The 18,510-nt window shown below is 30.0% G+C and carries 17 protein-coding genes; 1 reads left to right on the forward strand and 16 read right to left on the reverse strand.

The window, feature by feature from the left end; all coding sequences use genetic code 11:
* Nucleotides 1-2: 2 nt before the first annotated feature.
* The 14 genes from nuoH to FBF21_RS08220 all read right to left on the reverse strand — a co-directional run bounded on the left by nuoH (nt 3) and on the right by FBF21_RS08220 (nt 14,878).
* Nucleotides 3-1,001, reverse strand: a complete 999-nt coding sequence (gene nuoH, locus FBF21_RS08155) for an NADH-quinone oxidoreductase subunit NuoH (protein ID WP_002870004.1) — start codon at nt 999-1,001, stop codon at nt 3-5.
* A complete protein-coding gene (locus FBF21_RS08160; protein WP_002870003.1) occupies nt 994-3,456 on the reverse strand; it encodes an NADH-quinone oxidoreductase subunit G in 2,463 nt (820 codons plus the stop codon). Before FBF21_RS08160 ends, nuoH begins: the two co-directional genes overlap by 8 nt.
* Nucleotides 3,453-4,145, reverse strand: a complete 693-nt coding sequence (locus FBF21_RS08165; RefSeq protein ID WP_002870002.1) for a hypothetical protein — start codon at nt 4,143-4,145, stop codon at nt 3,453-3,455. The genes FBF21_RS08160 and FBF21_RS08165 overlap by 4 nt, the downstream gene beginning before the upstream one ends.
* Nucleotides 4,142-4,369, reverse strand: coding sequence for an NADH-ubiquinone oxidoreductase subunit E family protein (locus FBF21_RS08170; RefSeq protein WP_002824979.1), 228 nt, complete (start codon nt 4,367-4,369; stop codon nt 4,142-4,144). Before FBF21_RS08170 ends, FBF21_RS08165 begins: the two co-directional genes overlap by 4 nt.
* Nucleotides 4,366-5,592 carry an NADH dehydrogenase (quinone) subunit D gene (gene nuoD, locus FBF21_RS08175; RefSeq protein ID WP_002885616.1) on the reverse strand — a complete coding sequence of 409 codons (1,227 nt, stop codon included), beginning with the start codon at nt 5,590-5,592 and terminating at the stop codon, nt 4,366-4,368. Before nuoD ends, FBF21_RS08170 begins: the two co-directional genes overlap by 4 nt.
* Nucleotide 5,593: 1 nt before the next feature.
* Nucleotides 5,594-6,388: an NADH-quinone oxidoreductase subunit C gene (locus FBF21_RS08180; RefSeq protein ID WP_079462215.1), complete on the reverse strand. Its 795-nt coding sequence runs from the start codon at nt 6,386-6,388 to the stop codon at nt 5,594-5,596.
* On the reverse strand, nt 6,385-6,888 hold the full coding sequence (locus tag FBF21_RS08185; protein ID WP_002824974.1) for an NADH-quinone oxidoreductase subunit B: 504 nt from the start codon (nt 6,886-6,888) through the stop codon (nt 6,385-6,387). Before FBF21_RS08185 ends, FBF21_RS08180 begins: the two co-directional genes overlap by 4 nt.
* Nucleotides 6,870-7,259: an NAD(P)H-quinone oxidoreductase subunit 3 gene (locus FBF21_RS08190; RefSeq protein ID WP_002870000.1), complete on the reverse strand. Its 390-nt coding sequence runs from the start codon at nt 7,257-7,259 to the stop codon at nt 6,870-6,872. The genes FBF21_RS08185 and FBF21_RS08190 overlap by 19 nt, the downstream gene beginning before the upstream one ends.
* Nucleotides 7,260-7,371: 112 nt before the next feature.
* A complete protein-coding gene (locus FBF21_RS08195) occupies nt 7,372-8,037 on the reverse strand; it encodes an ATP-binding cassette domain-containing protein (protein WP_002876088.1) in 666 nt (221 codons plus the stop codon).
* Complete coding sequence (locus FBF21_RS08200; RefSeq protein ID WP_002886469.1) at nt 8,030-8,740, reverse strand: ABC transporter ATP-binding protein; 711 nt, start codon at nt 8,738-8,740, stop codon at nt 8,030-8,032. The genes FBF21_RS08195 and FBF21_RS08200 overlap by 8 nt, the downstream gene beginning before the upstream one ends.
* Entirely contained in the window at nt 8,737-9,531 is a 795-nt protein-coding gene (locus tag FBF21_RS08205; RefSeq protein WP_002858931.1) for an ABC transporter permease, read from the reverse strand. The genes FBF21_RS08200 and FBF21_RS08205 overlap by 4 nt, the downstream gene beginning before the upstream one ends.
* Nucleotides 9,518-10,462 (reverse strand): ABC transporter permease, encoded by a 945-nt coding sequence (locus tag FBF21_RS08210; RefSeq protein WP_002886466.1) that lies wholly within the window; start codon nt 10,460-10,462, stop codon nt 9,518-9,520. The genes FBF21_RS08205 and FBF21_RS08210 overlap by 14 nt, the downstream gene beginning before the upstream one ends.
* On the reverse strand, nt 10,462-11,997 hold the full coding sequence (locus FBF21_RS08215) for an ABC transporter substrate-binding protein (protein ID WP_002886463.1): 1,536 nt from the start codon (nt 11,995-11,997) through the stop codon (nt 10,462-10,464). Before FBF21_RS08215 ends, FBF21_RS08210 begins: the two co-directional genes overlap by 1 nt.
* Before the next feature lie 109 nt (nt 11,998-12,106).
* On the reverse strand, nt 12,107-14,878 hold the full coding sequence (locus tag FBF21_RS08220; RefSeq protein WP_002876084.1) for an FAD-binding and (Fe-S)-binding domain-containing protein: 2,772 nt from the start codon (nt 14,876-14,878) through the stop codon (nt 12,107-12,109).
* A 151-nt stretch (nt 14,879-15,029) separates the two neighbouring features.
* Between FBF21_RS08220 and cgb the strand changes: the two genes are divergently transcribed.
* Nucleotides 15,030-15,452: a single-domain globin Cgb gene (gene cgb / locus FBF21_RS08225; RefSeq protein ID WP_002858935.1), complete on the forward strand. Its 423-nt coding sequence runs from the start codon at nt 15,030-15,032 to the stop codon at nt 15,450-15,452.
* A 19-nt stretch (nt 15,453-15,471) separates the two neighbouring features.
* On the opposite strand, the gene FBF21_RS08230 is transcribed toward cgb, so the two are convergent.
* Both FBF21_RS08230 and FBF21_RS08235 read right to left on the reverse strand, forming a co-directional pair.
* Nucleotides 15,472-17,103, reverse strand: a complete 1,632-nt coding sequence (locus tag FBF21_RS08230) for a multidrug ABC transporter permease/ATP-binding protein (protein WP_002876083.1) — start codon at nt 17,101-17,103, stop codon at nt 15,472-15,474.
* 49 nt (nt 17,104-17,152) lie between these two features.
* Nucleotides 17,153-18,448, reverse strand: coding sequence for an MFS transporter (locus tag FBF21_RS08235; RefSeq protein ID WP_042635951.1), 1,296 nt, complete (start codon nt 18,446-18,448; stop codon nt 17,153-17,155).
* Nucleotides 18,449-18,510: the final 62 nt, after the last annotated feature.

Consider the following 18,510-nt stretch of genomic DNA (forward strand, 5'->3'; position numbering starts at 1 on the left):
TCCTATAAAAGAACTGCCAAAGCAGTGATTAAAAGGTTTAAAACCGCTAAAGGGATTAAGATCAAATAGCACATTTTCATCACTTGATCTGGACGCAATTGCGGAAAAGCAGCTCTTGCCCAAAAATACCAAAAGAAAATAAAACTTGATTTTACTATCATCATAATCCAACCAGGAATAATCCAAAAGCTATTAAAACCCCCTAAAAACAAAAGAGTTACCAAAATAGCTCCAGCTATCATAGAAGCATATTCACCTATAAAAAACATACCCCATCTTAAACCCGAATACTCCGTTCCATAACCCGCTACAATTTCAGCATCATTTTCCGTCAAACAAAGCGGAGTTCTATTAGTCTCTATAAATAAAGCAATTATAAAAAGCACAAAAGCTAGAGGCTGTTTAAAAATAAGCCAAGAAAAAAATCCATCGCTTTGATAATTGTTAATATCCACCAAAGAAAAAGAACCTACAAGCATTACAATAGCAATCAAAGCTAAAGCTCCTACGCTTTCATAGGAAATAATCGCTACAAGCCCTCTTGCAGCCCCTAAAATCGACCATTTATTATTACTTGCAAGTCCACCCAAAAACACCGCATAAAAGCAAAGTCCTGAAGTACCGATGACAAAAAGCAAAGCTACATTGATATCTGCCACTATAGGCTGAATAACCCTTCCAAATAAAGTAAATTCAGGTAGCATAGGAATAGCTGCTAAAGAAATAAAAGCACAAATAGCAGAAATCAAAGGTGCTATAGCAAAAATAAATTTTTGCGAATTTGAAGGGATTATATCTTCTTTAGTAAAAAGCTTTATCATATCAGCTACAAGTTGAATAAGCCCAAAAGGCCCTACCATATCAGGCCCTATGCGTCTTTGAAAATAAGCTAAAACCTTTCTTTCAGCATAAGTTGCAAGACCTGCTAAACTCGCAAATATTGCAATGATAATAATACATTTAATCAAAGTCTCTAAAGCAAAAAAAGCAAAATCACTCATGGTTTGCTCCTAATTTTTCTAAATTCGCCACAACAAATCTTTCATCAAAAAAGCTTAGCGTGTCAAGTTTTTCATCAAAATACGGCAAGAAAGCTCCATTTTTTATATCCTTATCCACACGCACACTAAGGCTTAATTCTTTATCTTTTATTTTAAGTTTTACAAGATCTTTATCTTTTAAATTTTTCTCTTTAGCTAAATTTTCACTTACACCTAAAAAAATCACCTCATTAATCGCACTAGCACGATTTGAAAATCTACCAAATTGATAGCTAGGATTAGCACTATAAAGCAAAATTTCATCTTCTTTTAGGCTTAAATTTTCAAAATTTGGAGAGATGAATTCTTTTTTAGCAACTTGTTTGAAACATTCTAAATTAAGCTCATATCCCCTTTTACAATCGCCTGCATTGGTATAAAAATTGTCTAAATGATCAAAATCAATCGGAGAAAAACCTTTATTTATAGGGAGTCTCTTAGTATAATTTATAGTATATTCCTCATCAAAACCTAAAGCATTAGCCAAATCATTTAAAAAATATCCCTTAAATTCTAAAGCAGCGTTAGTTGGTACCACTCTTTTATCATAATTTAAAAAAGTTCCTTCTTGCTGATTTAAACTCGCACTAGCTAAATTTGCATGCTCTTCATAAGAAAAACTAAAATCACCTTTTTCATTGTAGCCTAAAGTCTTGCCTTCTTGTGTATTGTTATCCAAATCGCAAATCATAGCCACACCTAAGGTATTAGTATGCGTAGGATTTAAAAAGACTTTAAAAGGAGTGGTATTTTGGATCAAAGCAAGTAATTTAGCAAGTTTTTTCGCATTTTTATGAAAATAAAAATCACTCCCTATAACAAGAGTAAAATTTGCTTTTTTAAGCAATAAATCTTCTAATTTATCTTCATCTATGCCTAAATTTTTAGCAAAAACAGAGCGTTGTACTTCTATGTTGTTTTTCACTTTCTTAGGTACGACTTTTTTTACTTCTTTTTGAATTTCATTGCCTTCTTCATCTTTTTCTATGACTTGTTCTACAACTTCTTCGTTGATACTTTCTTCTATTTCTTTATTTTCACTAACAAAAAACTCTGCTAAATGAGTTTTGATACCTTCATCTTGGCTAAATTTTTGAAGTAAAAAATATAAAATTTGCTCTTCATCGCCACTTTTATGAATGTGCGAGATAAAATTTTTAGAATATTTTGCTATACCCATATCTTCCATAGGATGAAAATAAAGCCCTGAGCCTTTATTCATCACTAAAGCATTATTGATTTTATAACTAAGCGTTGGAGCATCATATCTTAAAAGCATTCCAGCCACAACCAAAAAATCACTTTTTGTTATATCTTGAGTATTAGCGCTATAAAACTCACCAGAATTAGCGATAAATTCTTGTAAAAATTCTTTAAATTTCAAAGCTTCTTCATTGATTAAAGAAAGATTAAATTTCTTTTTTAAATTTTGTAAAATCAAAGCTTCTTCATTGGTAATAAAACTATTAAATTTAATGTTTTTAATTTCATTTTTCTCAAAAAGCTCCACAAGTTCTTTAAAGGCTTTTTCATCTTTATCCGCCTCATTTTGCGTATCAAAAGCAAATCTTGCAGCCTTATTTAAACTCGCAAAGGCAAAATCATTACTCACACGATAAATTTTTTCTTTTTGATTGCTAATGCCGCTTTGCTTAATATCATAATACATCAACTCACAATCGCTTGAATGTGGATTTGAAGCAGGGATTCTTTTAAGTTCCCAAATATTTGAAGTGTATTGAAATTTCGAACCTATTAAAGCTCCTGTTGGGCATACGCTTGTACATTCTCCACAAAATGAACAATCAAGCGTGTCGCCATTTGTAGGGCCTATCAAACTTTTTTGAAATTTAGTCCAAATCGCATAAGCATCTTTTCCCATGCTCTCTTTAAAGCTATTATCCACACTATCTCCGCCACGAGGAACAGTCTTTAAAGCACTTTCTCCGATTTTATCCTTACAAACTGTAATACAACGCTCACATACTATGCAAAGTGCGGGATCGTAATTAATCATTCCCCAATGTTTATGCGGTTTATGCGTGTCTTTAATCCAATATTTTTGAACATTTACACGACTTTTATGAGTGAAATTTTGCAATTCACACTCGCCTGATTTATCACAAACTCCACATTCTAAAGGATGATTGATACAATAAGCTTGCATGATCTCATTTCTTTCATCCCAAAGATTTTGTAAATCACTTTCTACAACCATGCCCTCTTTTGCTTTAGTATTGCAAGAATATACCTTTTTACCATCAGCTTCAACCATACACATACGACAAGCCAAAGTAGGACTACAGCCCGAAAGATAGCAAATCGCTGGGATAAAAATATCATTTCTTCTTGCTATATTTAAAATATATTCGCCTTCTTCAAAGGCGCAATCTATACCATTAATCTTAACTGTCATTTTGCTTCCTTTATGCGAATTGGAGTAAAATCAAAACCATTGTTTTCATAATTTAAAAAAGCTATAGTGCCTTGTAAATTTTCATCTAAACAAAGCTTGGTTTTAAGACTAAAATCTTTAGCCAAAATTTCAACTTCACTTTGATCTTTGCATTTTGCAATTTGTAAAAATTGCTTTGAACAATGTAAATTTTTATCTTGCAAATTTGCTCTAAAAAGCACTAACCCGTCATAATTATCGAGTTCTTTTAGGGTGTTTAATTTTGCCTTTTTAAAATCGCATTCTTCTTCATCGCTATCTAAAATCTTTAATCCATATTTTACACTTAGGAAATTCAAAAAATATTTGATATTTTCACTATCTTTATAAGAATGGATATTTTTATCTATAATTAAATACTTAGTCTCTTTTAAAAAAGCAAGCACTTCGCCTGCTTCTTCCTCTCCAAAACAAGATTCAGCACTTAAATATCCCTCATCTAAATCGCAAAATTGCCCTTCATCGCTTAATTTACAAAGCAAGGCCAAAACAAAACTCAAACTTGCAATTTCGCATTTGTAAAATTTAGCTTTTAAGTTTTTATCTTCCAAACAAGAAATATTAATACTATTTACACCTATTTTTTCACATAAATTTTTGTTTTTAAGGCTTGGCATATCTAAAAAACAAAGAGCATTATCATAAATCATACTCTCTCCTTTTTTATAACAATAGTCCAATCCACTTGATTAAATTTCAAAGAATTTAAAAGCTCACAGCCTTGTTCTTTTACAAAAGAAAAACTTTTTTCAACAGGAGAAAAATCGCCGATTTCAAAAAGCACCACTAAAACCTCACCTTGTTTTGCTTCTTTTATGATTTGTGCTAAATCTTCAAAAAGCTCTTTGCTTTTTCTTAAATCTACCCTTCTCATCGATCTATCTCACCTAAAACTATATTTACATTACCCATAATGGCTACAACATCAGCTAAATAAGTACCTACAAGCATTTCTTCAAAAAACGCACAATGCCAATAACTAGGCGTTCTAGCCTTTAAACGATAAGGTCTTCCTGTACCATCACTATGGATAAAAAAGCCAAGCTCACCTTTTGGACTTTCAGTAGGCACATAAACTTCGCCTTTAGGGGGTTTTAAACCTTGAGTGATTAAAACAAAATGCTGCATTAAAGAATAATTCTGCGTTAAAATTTGTTCCTTTGAAGCACTTACATACTCAGGATGCGTAGCTAAAATTTCAGGTGGAGTATCTTTATAAAGCATGGCACATTGTCTAAGGATTTTCAAACTTTCACGAAATTCTTGCATATAAACTTTATATCTTGCATAAGAATCCCCTTGCGTAGCATAAGGCACGCCAAATTTGACTTCATTATAAAGCAAATAAGGCTCTTCTTTGCGTATATCGTATTTTATGCCACTTCCTCTTAGCATCACACCCGTACAACCCCAGTTTAAAGCTTGTTCTTTAGTAACTACACCTACATTTTCAGTTCTTAAACGCCAAATTCTATTATCATCTAAAAGATCTTCATAATCTTTTAAATCATTTGGAAATTTATCGCAAAATGCAAGCATTTCTTCTAAATAATTCTCAGGTAAATCAAGCATAACCCCACCTATTCTCATAGAAGAATGCGTAAGCCTTGCACCACAATACTTTTCTATCAAATCCAAAACATACTCACGTTCTCTAAAACAGTATAAAAACACACTCATCGCACCAATATCAAGCGCATGAGTGGCAAGCCAAAGCAAATGTGATGTGATACGGTTTAATTCTAAAAGTATCATGCGTATCACTGCGGCACGGCGTGGAATCTCTAAACCACAAAGCTTTTCAACCGCTGCACAATAAGCATAATTATTCGCTGAAGCAGCGATATAATCCATTCTATCAGTAGTAGGAATAAACTCTTGATAAATCATATTTTCAGCCATTTTTTCCATACCACGATGCATATAACCTATACAAGGACGCGCTTTTACAACTTGCTCTCCATCAAGTTCTAAAATAAGGCGTAAATTTCCATGTGCTGAAGGATGTTGAGGGCCTAAATTGATAATCATCTTTGAGTCTTCTTGCTCAAAAGCTATATTTTCATAATAAGGTTTTAACTTGCTAGGAATTTGCATTTTAACGCCTTTTCTCTAAAATTTTTGCTTCATCACGTTTTACTTTTTTTACAAAAGCCACGCCTTCATCTTCTTGATATTCTTGTTTAAAGGAAATTTCCTTCTTTTGACTACCTTTTGGCACTTCATGATAAAGTCTTGCAAAATTTAGCGTATCTTTATCATCAGCAAAACCAGAATCTCTTTGCTCTTCGCCCACTACTTCACGATATTTTTTGCCAAAAATTTTATCAATCTCATACCATCTTGCAAACTCATCGCCCTTTAAAGGATAAGTTTTCAAAAGCGGATGTCCAAACCAATCATCAGGCATTAAAATGCGTTTTAAATTGGGATGATTTATGATGAAAATTCCAAACATATCATAAATTTCTCTCTCACTCCAATTTGCCCCTTTAAAAACATGAGCCACGCTTTGCAAACGCTCTTTTACGCCTACAAAAGTTTTTATTCTCACTCTTAATTTTTTTTCTAAATTTAAAAGCTGATAAAACACTTCAAAACCATTTTTACTTGCTATAAAATCAATAGCGCTTGCTTCTGTAAAACTTAAATACCCTAAAGTTTTAAGCATTTGCAAAGTTTTAACATTGTCTTCTTTTTTAATTTCTATTACCCAAAAATCAAGTTCTACAAAGGAATTTAAAATTTCTACTTGAGTTTTTAAAACTTCAAAATCCTCTTTAAAAACACTTTCATTAACATCAGATTTTACAGTGTGTGGCGCGTGATAAAATCTATCTTTGTAGTAATTTTGAGTTTGAGCATTTTTTTTATCGCTATACTTTCTCATTATACCAACCTTTTAGGTGCGATTTTACGACTTGCTTTTTCTTTGCGGATCTTTTTTTGCAAAATCATCAAAGCAAACTGAAAACTTTCTGGACGTGGAGCACAGCCTGGCACATAAATATCTACAGGTATAATTCTATCCACTCCTTGAACAGTAGAATAAGTATTAAACATACCGCCTGTATTGGCACAACTTCCCATAGAAATCACCCATTTAGGATCAGGCATTTGATCATAAAGTCTTCTTGTAAATTCAGCATGCTTTTTACATAAAGTTCCTGCAATAATCATTACTTCACTATGGCGTGGCGAAGCTCTAAAAATCGTTCCAAATCTATCAAAATCATATCTTGAACCCCCAGCCGCCATCATCTCAATCGCACAACAGGCAAGTCCATAAGATAAAGCCCATAAAGAATTACTCCTACCCCATTGAACTAGTTTATCAACACTAGTTAAAACTACGGGTAAACCACTTGCATAATTTATTTGATGCTCTGCCATGCAAACGCTCCTTTTTTATAAGCATATAAAAATCCAACTCCTAAAAGTACGATAAAAATAAAAACTTCTAAAAGCCCAAACCAACCTAAATCTTTAAAAATCAAAGCCCAAGGAAATAAAAACACAACTTCTATATCCAAAAGTATGAAGATTAAGGCGATGATGAAAAATTGAGAGTTAATCTTGTTAGCTTGTTTAACAGGAATAGGACCACATTCATAAATTCCAAGTCCTAATTTTTTGCGATTTTTTGCGGCAAAATTATTACCGATTTTTGAAGCTAAAAAAACCAGTCCGAAAAAAATAACACTAGCAAGTACTAGCATTAAAAAAATACCAAAATAAGGATGCGAAGCATCTATATGAGACATTTATTCTCCTTTTTTAAAGCACTTTAATCACTCCACAACAAAAATTAAATTTACACTTTTCTTTATTTTACTCTAAACTTTCTATATTGAAACTTATATTAAAAAATATTTTTTAAAGTTTTAATTTTTTATGATTAAATTTATAAAAAAGATCACTTTGATGGGTTATAAATATATAAGAAATATTATTTTTTTGCTGATAGTCATATAAAAAAGTTAAAATTTCTTTAGAAGTTTTAATATCAAGTGCTGAAGTAATTTCATCTAAAATCAACAATTTAGGATTTAAAACCAAAGCACGGATAAGACCTACACGCGTGGCTTCTCCTCCACTTAACTCATAGGGTTTTTGTTTTAAAATTTGCTTTTTTAGACTAAAAAAATCAAAAAATTCTAAAATCAAGTCATCATTCTTTTGTAAATTAAAATTTTCCAAACCATCTTGTATAAGATTTTTGATTTTTTTATAAGGGTTTAAAGCCATTTTTTGATCTTGAAAGCAATACTGAATTTGCTTTCTTAAAAGTCTTTGTTTGTTTTTATCAAGCTTGTGTAAGTTAAGATTTTCATACCATACCTCACCCTCACTTGGATCTTCTAAAAAACAAAGAATTCTAGCTAATGTGCTTTTACCTGCACCACTTTTACCTAAAATTATTAAATTGTCATTTTCATTTAAAGAAAAATTGATATTATCAAAAATAATATGTCTTTCTTTTTTTAAATACCAATGCTTTTTAAGCTCATAAAACTTACTTAAATTACAAACTTTAAGCATTATAATACCTTAAAAACTCATTTAAGCTATATAAATTTGAACTATTTTTTTCTAGTATAAGAATTTCATCTGCTAAAGAATTTACCAAATTTAAATCATGAGTGATGCAAACTAAGGCTGTAGTATTTTTTAATTCTTTTAAAATCGATATAATCTTAGAAGCGTTTTCTTTATCCAAAGAAGCTGTGATTTCATCACAAATTAAAATTTGGGGTTGATTTAATAATGCCAAAGCTAGGCTCACCCTTCTTGCCATACCCAAACTTAATTCATTAGCATAAGAATGCCACAAACGATCAAGATTTTCAAATCCTAATTTTTGAAAATAAGAAAAAGCATAATCTTTTCTTTCTTTTTGTTTTAATTTTGTATGAGTTTTTAAAACAAGATGACATAAATTTCCAATATCCAAATAAGGATAAAGACTAAGCTCTGCATCTTGCAAAACAAGTGCCACCTTAGAACGAAAATTTCTAAGTTCTTCTTTATTAAAATTAAAAATACAAGAATTATGAAAACTTAATTCATCAAAACTTATTGTGAAATTAGAATCTAAAAGTCTTACCAAAGCTTTTCCTAACAAACTTTTGCCCACTCCACTTTGTCCTAGTATCATTAAAGTTTTACCTGTTTTTATATCTAAATTAATATCCTTAAGCAATAAATTATTTTTCGAACTAATATTTAAATTTCTTACCTTCAAGATCTTATACCCCAAATTTTTTGTAAAAAATTACCCAACCATAAAAGAGGTAAAAACAACAAAAGCAAGCTTAAAAGTGGAAAAAGTATCATCCACCAAGCGCCTATAAAAACTGCTTTTGAAGACTCACTCAAAAGAGTGCCTAAAGTTGGAATTTCAAATCCTAAACCCAGTCCAAAAAAACTCAAAGTAGCTTCTGTGGCTATAGCATGAACGATATTAAATATAAAAAGTGTAAAAATCAGTGTTTTTAAAGCAGGTATTAAATCTTTAAAAAAAGCTCTAAATTTAGTTCTTCCAAGCACTATATTTGCTTTGTAAAAATCTAAATTTTCAAGTCTTTTTAATTCACTTTCTATAATTCTTGCTATGAAACACCAATGAATTAAAGCGATTAAAAAAATCATCAAAAACACATCAGAAGTTATCATACTTTGAAAAAACATCATAAGTAAAAAAGCAGGCAAGGCTAAAAAAAACTCTAAAATACGCATCCAAAAAACGTAAAAAAAACATCGCGCTAAAAACAAATAGCACAAAGCAAAGATAATAGACAATAAAGATCCACCAACACCTATAATCAAAGAATTTCTCAAAGCAAAAAGCAAACGAGAAAACAAATCTCTGCCTAAAAAATCAGTCCCTAAAATATAAGTAAAATTAGGAGCTTGATGCAAATTTTCTAAATGAGTGCTTAAAATATCAAAAGGAGCCAAAAAAGGTGCAAACAAGGCGCATAAAAACAAAAAAATTAAAGGCGCAAGAATGATAAGAAATTTAAACAAAATCAAGCCTTCTTAATCTAGGATTTAAAATCCTAGCTACAATATCACTTAAAAATGTAAAAAATGCTGCAAGCAAAACACTAAAAAATATAAGTGCAAGTACAACAGGATAATCTTTAAAAATAATACTTTTAAAAAGTAAAGACCCAAGCCCCTCGTAAGCAAAGACACTTTCTACCACATAAGTTCCCATCATAAAACTTAAAGCACTTCCCCCAAAATAAGCCACAATAGGACTTAAAGAATATTTCAAAACTAAAAAATAAATATCTTTCTCCCTTAAAGCTCTAGCGTATAAATTTTGAATAAAAATTTGAGAAAAACTTTCATTGATAAAATTTCTAGCAATCCTTAAAAATAACGCCAAATGTGATAAAACGAGCACCAAAACAGGCAAAATCAAATGCTCTAAACGATTTAAAAAATCATCTTCAAAACCTATATCACTGCTTCCCATAACAGGCAAAATTTTCCAAAAAATTCCAAAAATCAAAACAAACAATAAAGCCAAAACAAAAGGAGGTAAAGCAAAAAAATTAAAAGCTAAAAAAGTGATGATTTTATCTATAAAACTTTCTTTATAATAATATCCTAAAAGTGCTAAAAAAACACTGAGTAAAAATAAAAGCATTAAGGCATTAAAACCCAAAATAAAAGTATTAAAAATTCTTTCTTTTATAAGCTTTAAAACACTTTCTCCACTTAAAAAAGAAACTCCTAAATCTCCTTTTAAAGCCTTAAAAAGCCAAATTTTATACTGCTCTAGCAAAGGCTTATCAAGCCCTAAATTTTGTTCTATTCTTTGAACAAATTCTTTACTTTGTGAATTAACTCCATTAGCATAAGCTATACTGCCTTTACTAAAATAAAGTAAAACAAAACATAAAAAAGTGCTAAAAAATGCTATGAAAATACTAAAAACTAAGCGTTTTAGCACTATTTACTCCACTCATAAACATTCCAAGTAAAACCCACTCCGTGATGACCTAAAGTCCTTGCTTTGATACCTTTTAAATCTTTATTATAAACTAAAGCAAAATCAAGATAAGCTAAAAAAATAAAAGGGGGATTTTCATACAAAGCATCTATAAAATCTTTATAATATTTTTTTCTCTCTTCTAAATTTGAAGTATTTCTTGCTTTTTGCAAGGCTATATCCACTTTTTTATCATGATAATGTCCAAAATTCCAACCCTCATCATTTAAAGCACTATCTTGCGAACTTTCAAATACCCTAAAAGTGTGAAAATCAGGATCTAAAGGACTTCCCCAGCCTATTAAAAAACTATCTACTTTAGAATAATCAAAACTTCCAGCAGGTTTAGCCACCACCTTGCTTACAACTCCTATTTTTCTAAATTCGCTTTGCAAAATTCCAGCCAAACTTACCCTTAAAGGATCATTACTCATCGCCCAAATTTCAAATTCTAAAATTTTCCCATCTTTTTCAAAATTTCCATCTTTATTTTTCTTAAAACCTGCACTTACAAGCAAGTCCTCGGCTTTTTTAGGATCATATTTGTAAATTTTAAAATTCTTAGAATTTGCCCAAGAACGCTCTAAAGGGTGATTGGCTACAAAAGCATAATCATGTAAAAGATTTTTTATTATACTTTCTTTATCAACTGCGTAATTTAAGGCTTGTCTTACTTTTAAATCTTTTAAAAATTCATTATCAAAATTAAACATTAAAGCCCGATAATCAGCCGATTTTTCACGTAAAATTCCAAAATTTTCATCATTTTTAAAAATATTTAGCAAAGAAACATCGATTAAAGCTGCGTCTATCTTGCCATTTTTAAGCTGGGCACTAGCTATAGAAGGATCAAAAACGTATTTTATAATAAGTCTTGGAGTTTTTACCTTATCAAGATAAAAATGTTCATTGGCTTTAAATTCAACATATTCACCTTTTTTCCATTTTACAAATTTATAAGGACCTGTACCTATAGGATTTTGATTAAAAGAGCTTGTGTTTAAATTCTCATTTTCAAGCAAATGTTTAGGAAGCATACCTATGCTTAAAGCATCTAAAAATGCAGGATAAGGTTTAAAAAGTGTGATTTTCACATGAGAAGGATTTAAAATTTCCACACTTTTAATGTCTTCAAAATTGACATAAACAGAAGAATTGTTTTTAGGATCTTTAAAGGCTTCTATACTAAATTTCACATCATCAGCACTAAATTTGACTCCATCATGCCATAAAACATCATCTCTTAAAAAAATATCATAAACAAGCCCGTCTTTACTAACATCCCAAGACTTAGCCAAATCAGGTTTTAAACTCATATTTTCATCAAAACGCGTAAGCCCTGAAAATACAAGATTAATCACTGCATCATGATCCTCACTATAAGCAGGATTTATCCTTGAAATTTCATTTTCCACAGCTACGATTAAAGTATCTTTTGGAATTTTAGCCTCAAGATTGAAAAACAATAAAAATAGTAAAACAAACCATCTAAGCACTTGTAACTCCTCAAATTTAAAATTTTAAAGAATTATAAAATAAAAAATAAGAAGCCACAAGCCCTATGGGGGGATAATTTGCTTTAAATTATGGAGTTTTATTTATCAATTAAATTGCTTCACTGCATTCATCCAATAAATACGCTATATGCTGCCAAGATATACCCGTAGCATCGCTTAATCCTATCTCGCAAGTGCTTGATGTACTAAACCCGCGCTTAATATTTGTTTTGGCATAAAATTTTTTAAAGCCCTTTGTAGCACTAATATTTAATTGAGGCTTGAAAAAGCCCTTGTATCCAGCAAACCCACAACAATAGGTATCATTATCTATTAATACTTTTCCATTCGTACATAGCTTTGCAAGCTTAATTATATTTTCATTTAAACCAAGCTTTCTAGCAGCACACATGATATATAATCCTACATTCTCATTGATTTTATCAATGCGTAACTTAGGAACAATAAATTTTAATAAATACTCGCTTAAATCATAAATTTCATACTTTGAATGATCACTAATTAACTTAGCACTACAAGCACTATGATCTAACACTATGGGTGAGTCTATATTGCTTAAAAAGTCATTGATTTTTTGTATATTTTTATCTTGAATATCTTGAAAATTCTCATAAGCCTTACCACAACATAAATCATTGGGTGCATAAATAATGCCTATATTTGCTTTTTTACACAAGCTCTCAAATACTTCTTGCAAACTTCTTTTATCATGCATTTTTTCATTTGGTTTAAAGCTTTTATTAAGACAGCTTGTAAAATAAACCACATTGCAAGCTCTTTTATGACTTTTTAGCTCATAATCATTCACCTTAGGCAAATACGCCCTAGTTCTTGGTATAATGCTAAGAAAATTGCTTGCTTTTTCAAGCTTATTATCAAGACTTAAATTATCAAATTTATTTGCGATACTTAATGAAAATTTAGCAATTTTTAGAGTTTTTTCATGATTTTTATATGCTAGATTTCCTAAAATTTTAGATATAAATCCTATATTATTTTTTCTATATTTTAATGAAAAATCAGCAAAATTAATCCCCAAAGGACATGAAAAAGAGCACACTCCACAAGCAGCACAAGAGCTGTCTACTAAATGATTGTAATATTTTTTAATATCCTTTAATTTTGCTTTTGACTCATCATCATTTAAGCTTTCAAGGCGTTTAATCTCTCGTAAGATCGCAATTCTTTGTCTTGGAGTAATTGTATATTCATTTGATGGACAAAATCTTTCGCAAAATCCACATTCCATACAGGTATTTAATTTCTCATCAATCCAACTGACTTGTTTGATATTTTTCTTATAAATATCTTTATCATCGCTAATGATTACATCGGGATTAAATAAACTATCCTTATCAAAGATACTTTTGATTTTTTTATTGATCAAATAAGCTTGCTTACCCCACTCTACCTCCACAAAAGGTGCCACCATACGCCCTGTGCCGTGTTCAGCTTTTATACTTCCACCATAAGAAGCTACTATATTAGACATTTCTTTAACTAGATTTGAAAAATTATCAAATTCAAGCTTATTGTTTAAATCCGGTGTGATAATAAAATGGATATTGCCTGCTAATGCATGGCCAAAAATGATTCCATTATCACCAAAGCCATATTTATAAAACAATTCTTGAATGCTTTTAATTCCATCGGCTAAATCCTCGATATTAAAACACACATCTTCAGTAATTACCGTTGAACCTGCCTTTCTAAGACTAGCTGCTATAGGCAAGAGTGCTTTTCTAATCTTCCACCATAAATCATATTCGGCCTTATTCTTGCTAAAATATGACTTATAAGCCAGTTTGGAAATTTCTTTTATTTTATTTATATTTTCATCAAGCTTAAGCTCATTACTATGCTCACTTTGGATCAATACACAAGTATTACCCTCTTTAATATCAGCTAAAATATCTCTTAACTCATCATAAGTTGATGCAGCTTTTAAACTTGCATAGTCCATTATTTCAGCAGAACTTACAAAATCAACTTTAGCAAATTCTTTTATAGTGTTTGCAGCATTATTGATATTATCAAAAAACAATAAAGCACAGGCCTTAAATTCCAAATCATCCAAAACAGCAAGCTTAACTTCGCTTACAAATCCCAAAGTCCCTTCAGAGCCAATAAGCAAGTGTGCTAAAATATCTATTTCATCATCATAATCAACAAAGGCATTAAGGCTATAACCTGTGGTGTTTTTGATTTTAAATTTTTTGATTATTAAATCTTTTAATTCTTTATTGGCATTAATCTCTTCTTTGATCTCTCTAAGTTCATTAATTAATTTTTTATTTTCATCTTTAAATCGAGCCACGCTTAAAGCATCACTGGTATCAAGCATACTACCATTTGCCAAAATCACCCTAATACTTCTTAAGGTTTTATAGCTATTATCCTTAGTTCCGCAGCACATTCCGCTTGAATTGTTATTTACAATCCCTCCAATTAAAGCTGAATTTATAGTAGCTGGATCAGGTCCTATTTTTTTCTTCAAAAAAGCAAGACTTTCATTAGCATGAATGCCTACTACACCACATCCTAAAGTAATTTCGCTAGCGTCTTTGTTAATTTTTATTTTTTTAAAGGCAAATTTAATCACTACAAGTACTCCATCACAAGAGCTTTGTCCACTTAAACTTGTACCTGCTGCTCTAAATGTTATAGGAGTTTTATAAGTATTTGCTAATTGAATAATTTGCTTAATTTCATCTTCATTTTTAGCAATAATCACTATTTTTGGAATATAAAAATAACACGACGCATCAATGCCATAAGCATAGCATCTAGCATAATCATTAAAAATTCTATCCTTAAAAATATACTTAGCCTCATTATAAAAAGCTTTAAAATTTGCCATAGTCCCTCTTTTTAATTTATTATCAATTATATAATTTAATAATTTAAAGATAATTTTAAATTTATATTTTTGAGCATAATTTTAACACAAGTCAATTTTTTTCTCCTTTTTAAGATATAAAATATCTCTTTTACAACAAAAAGGAGAAACTATGACAAAAGAACAAATTCAAATCATCAAAGATTGTGTGCCTATTTTGCAAAAAAATGGAGAGGATTTAACCAATGAGTTTTATAAAATAATGTTTAATGATTATCCTGAGGTAAAACCTATGTTTAATATGGAAAAACAAATTTCAGGAGAACAACCAAAAGCTTTAGCGATGGCGATTTTAATGGCAGCTAAAAATATAGAAAATTTAGAAAATATGAGAAACTTTGTTGATAAAGTTGCCATAACTCATGTTAATTTAGGGGTTAAAGAAGAGCATTATCCTATAGTTGGAGCTTGCCTTTTAAAAGCTATTAAAAATCTTTTAAATCCTGACGAAGCTACTCTTAAAGCTTGGGAAGTTGCTTATGGAAAAATTGCTGAATTTTATATCAATATAGAAAAAAAGCTCTATGATAAATAATATAAGCCCATTTTGGGCTTTAATCAAATTTTTCTACTAAATTTTTAGCTAATTCCTTTATATTCTCACCCTTTAATTCGCTGATTTCACCATTTTGAGCCAAGAAAATTCTATCAGCACTATCAAAATATGCATCATCATGTGTGATAGCAAAGATTGTTTTACCTTGCTCTTTTAGCAAAGGTAAAAGTTTTTTATAAAAAAATCTTCTAAAAACAGGATCTTGATCAGCCGCCCATTCATCAAGCACTAAAATATCCCTTTCTTCAAGCAAGGCTATAAGCATAGCTAAACGCTTTTTTTGCCCTGTAGAAAGTTTGGTTAAGGTCAGTTCATTATCTTTGACACTTGTTTTATCTTTAAGTTCTAAAAACTCCAACCAAAAAGCAATTTTTTCTTCGCTTGCAAAATTTTCTTTATTTAAGGTTTTAGTAAAAAGATGAAAATCGCTAAAAACAGCAGAAATAAGAGATCTATACTCATCTAAATTTTTATCATCTATAAGCGTATCATCAACATAAATTCCGCCTTTGCTTGGCTTAAAAAGTCCTGTCAAAAGCATACAAAAAGTGGATTTACCACTTCCATTTTTACCTATTAAAAATACCAATTCACCTTTTTTAAGTTCTATATTTACAGGATTTAAATGAAAATTTTCTTCATAAGCAAATTGAGTATTTCTAAAAGAAATTTTTTTCCATTCACTGATATAATGTGTTTTTTTAAAACCTTCTATATAATCATCTAATTCCAATTTTGCGATCTTATCCAAAGCGATTTTTGCCAAAAGCAAAGTAGGAAAAGATCCTATCATAGATACTAAAGGGGTTCGTAAAAACAAAATAGAAAGAGCTATAGTTGTAGCATCTGCAACACTTGCCCATTCAAATTTTAAAGCTAAGTAAAACTCTACGCCCACTAAAGCCAAAAGAGTTACATTTGTCCAGTTGTTTGAGAGATTGTTAAAAAGATTGCCTAAAGTACTATTTTTCTTTTTCAATCTTGCATTATTTTCAAATTCATCTTCATAGTAAAGCTTGGCTCTGTCACGATTGATCAAAAGTTCTTTATGTCCATCTAATATATTTTGGTAATTATTTTGCAAAGCATCGTCATTTTCCCTTGCCTTTCGAAAATACTGATATACTTTCATCATCAAAAAATTATTAGTAATAAAAATAACCATAATCCATACCACACACAAAGCAAAAATTTGTAGTGAAAGATAACATAAATAAACACTAGTGCATAAAATCAATATACTTGATTGTAAAAAATCAGGCAATCTTAAAAGCCCAAAAGATATATTTCTCACATCACTTCCCAAAGAAGCTAAAATTCTAGCCTTACCTACTTTAGCGACTCTTAACAAAGGGGTGTCTAAGATCTGCTTTACTACGCGCCTTTGCATTTTAAAAATAAAATTTTGTCCAAAAATACTAAGTCCAAGTTCAACTATGGTAGAACTTATAAAAAAAATCAAAAGCAAAACAATAAAATAAAAAATAGGAATGTTTTGTGCATTTTTAAGCAAATAATCATTGATAAAAACAAGAGTTAAAACTCCAACAGCGCTTGTAATAAAAGAAAAAAGCAAAAAAGAAATCAACTTTAATTTATTTTGCTTAAGTAATTCCATAATAAAAGGCATTTATAAACTCCAAAATATAATTTTAATTATAACATTTTAAGAGTGATTATCAAAATTTTATTTTATCTTTTACTATAAAAACAGCACAAATAGCCAATAACGCTAAAAAAATCATATATATACTCATACCATATAAAAATGGATTTTCATTTTTACTCGCAAGTGTATTAAGCCAAAAAACGAGTTGCGGAGTAATACCGCCTGAAATTGCATAAGCAATATTATAAGAAAAAGAAATTCCTGAAAATCTTATTTTAGCTCTAAAAACTTCACTCATTAAAATAGGTGCGAACACATTAATCCCACCTAAAAAACAAACAATCGAATACAAAATACACACCAAAACCAAATTTTTAAGCTCATATAAAGCATAAAAATATAAAAAAGAAAAAAATACAAAAGCTAAAGAAAAGAAAATGCAAATTTTGAATAAACCAAATTTATCTACAAGATAACCCATAAAAACCCCGCCTAAAGCTATTCCCAAAATTCCTAATATCTGTAAATAACTTCCTTCAACCCCACTTAAATTTAAAATACTAGGCATAAATTTAGGCATTAATAAAACAAGCACAATAACACAACCTGTTAAAACCCAAGTCATTATCATTGATGAAAATAAATTTTTTACAATATCCTTTTCTTTAAATAAATCTTTAAGTGGAAAAGAACTAAGCGATGATTCTTTTTTCATTTGTTTAAAAACAGGAGTTTCTTGCAAAAATCTACGCAAATAAATAGAAATAATCCCAAAAATTCCACCTACAAAAAAAGCAATACGCCATGCATAAGCAGCAATTTCTTCTATGCTAAAAAAAGCATTAATGATTAAAAATACTATACTTCCTAACAAAATTCCTAAAGCCATAGCTGAATTTAAACAGCTTAAAAAGAAAGCTTTTTGTTTTTCTTGACAATACTCTCTTACAAAAACCCAAGCTCCAGGCAATTCTCCACCTATAGCTATGCCTTGAAAAATTCTTATAAGTATCAATAAAACAGGAGCTAAAAACCCAAGAGTTTCATAACCTGGAATAAAAGCTAAGACAAAGGTAGGAAGAACCATTAGTAAAATACTTAGCATAAACATATTTTTACGCCCAAATTTATCTCCAAAATGTGCCATAACTATACCACCTAAAGGACGTGCTAAATATCCAGCTGCAAATGCTCCATAAGTATTTAATAAAGCCCAAAATTCACTCATATCTTTAGGAAAAAATACATTAGCTATATATTCAGCAAAAAAGACAAAAATAATAAAATCATAAAATTCTAAAGTTCCTCCTAATGAAGAAAGTCCTAAGATCTTAATTTCCTTTGTTTCAAATTTTGATTTTCTCATTGATTAATTACCTTAAATTTTAAAAACATTGTTTTTATTATACTATAATCATTTCCAAAATA

The sequence above is a fragment of the Campylobacter sp. CFSAN093238 genome (genome assembly GCF_012898015.1).
GTDB classification, from domain to species: Bacteria; Campylobacterota; Campylobacteria; order Campylobacterales; family Campylobacteraceae; genus Campylobacter_D; species Campylobacter_D jejuni.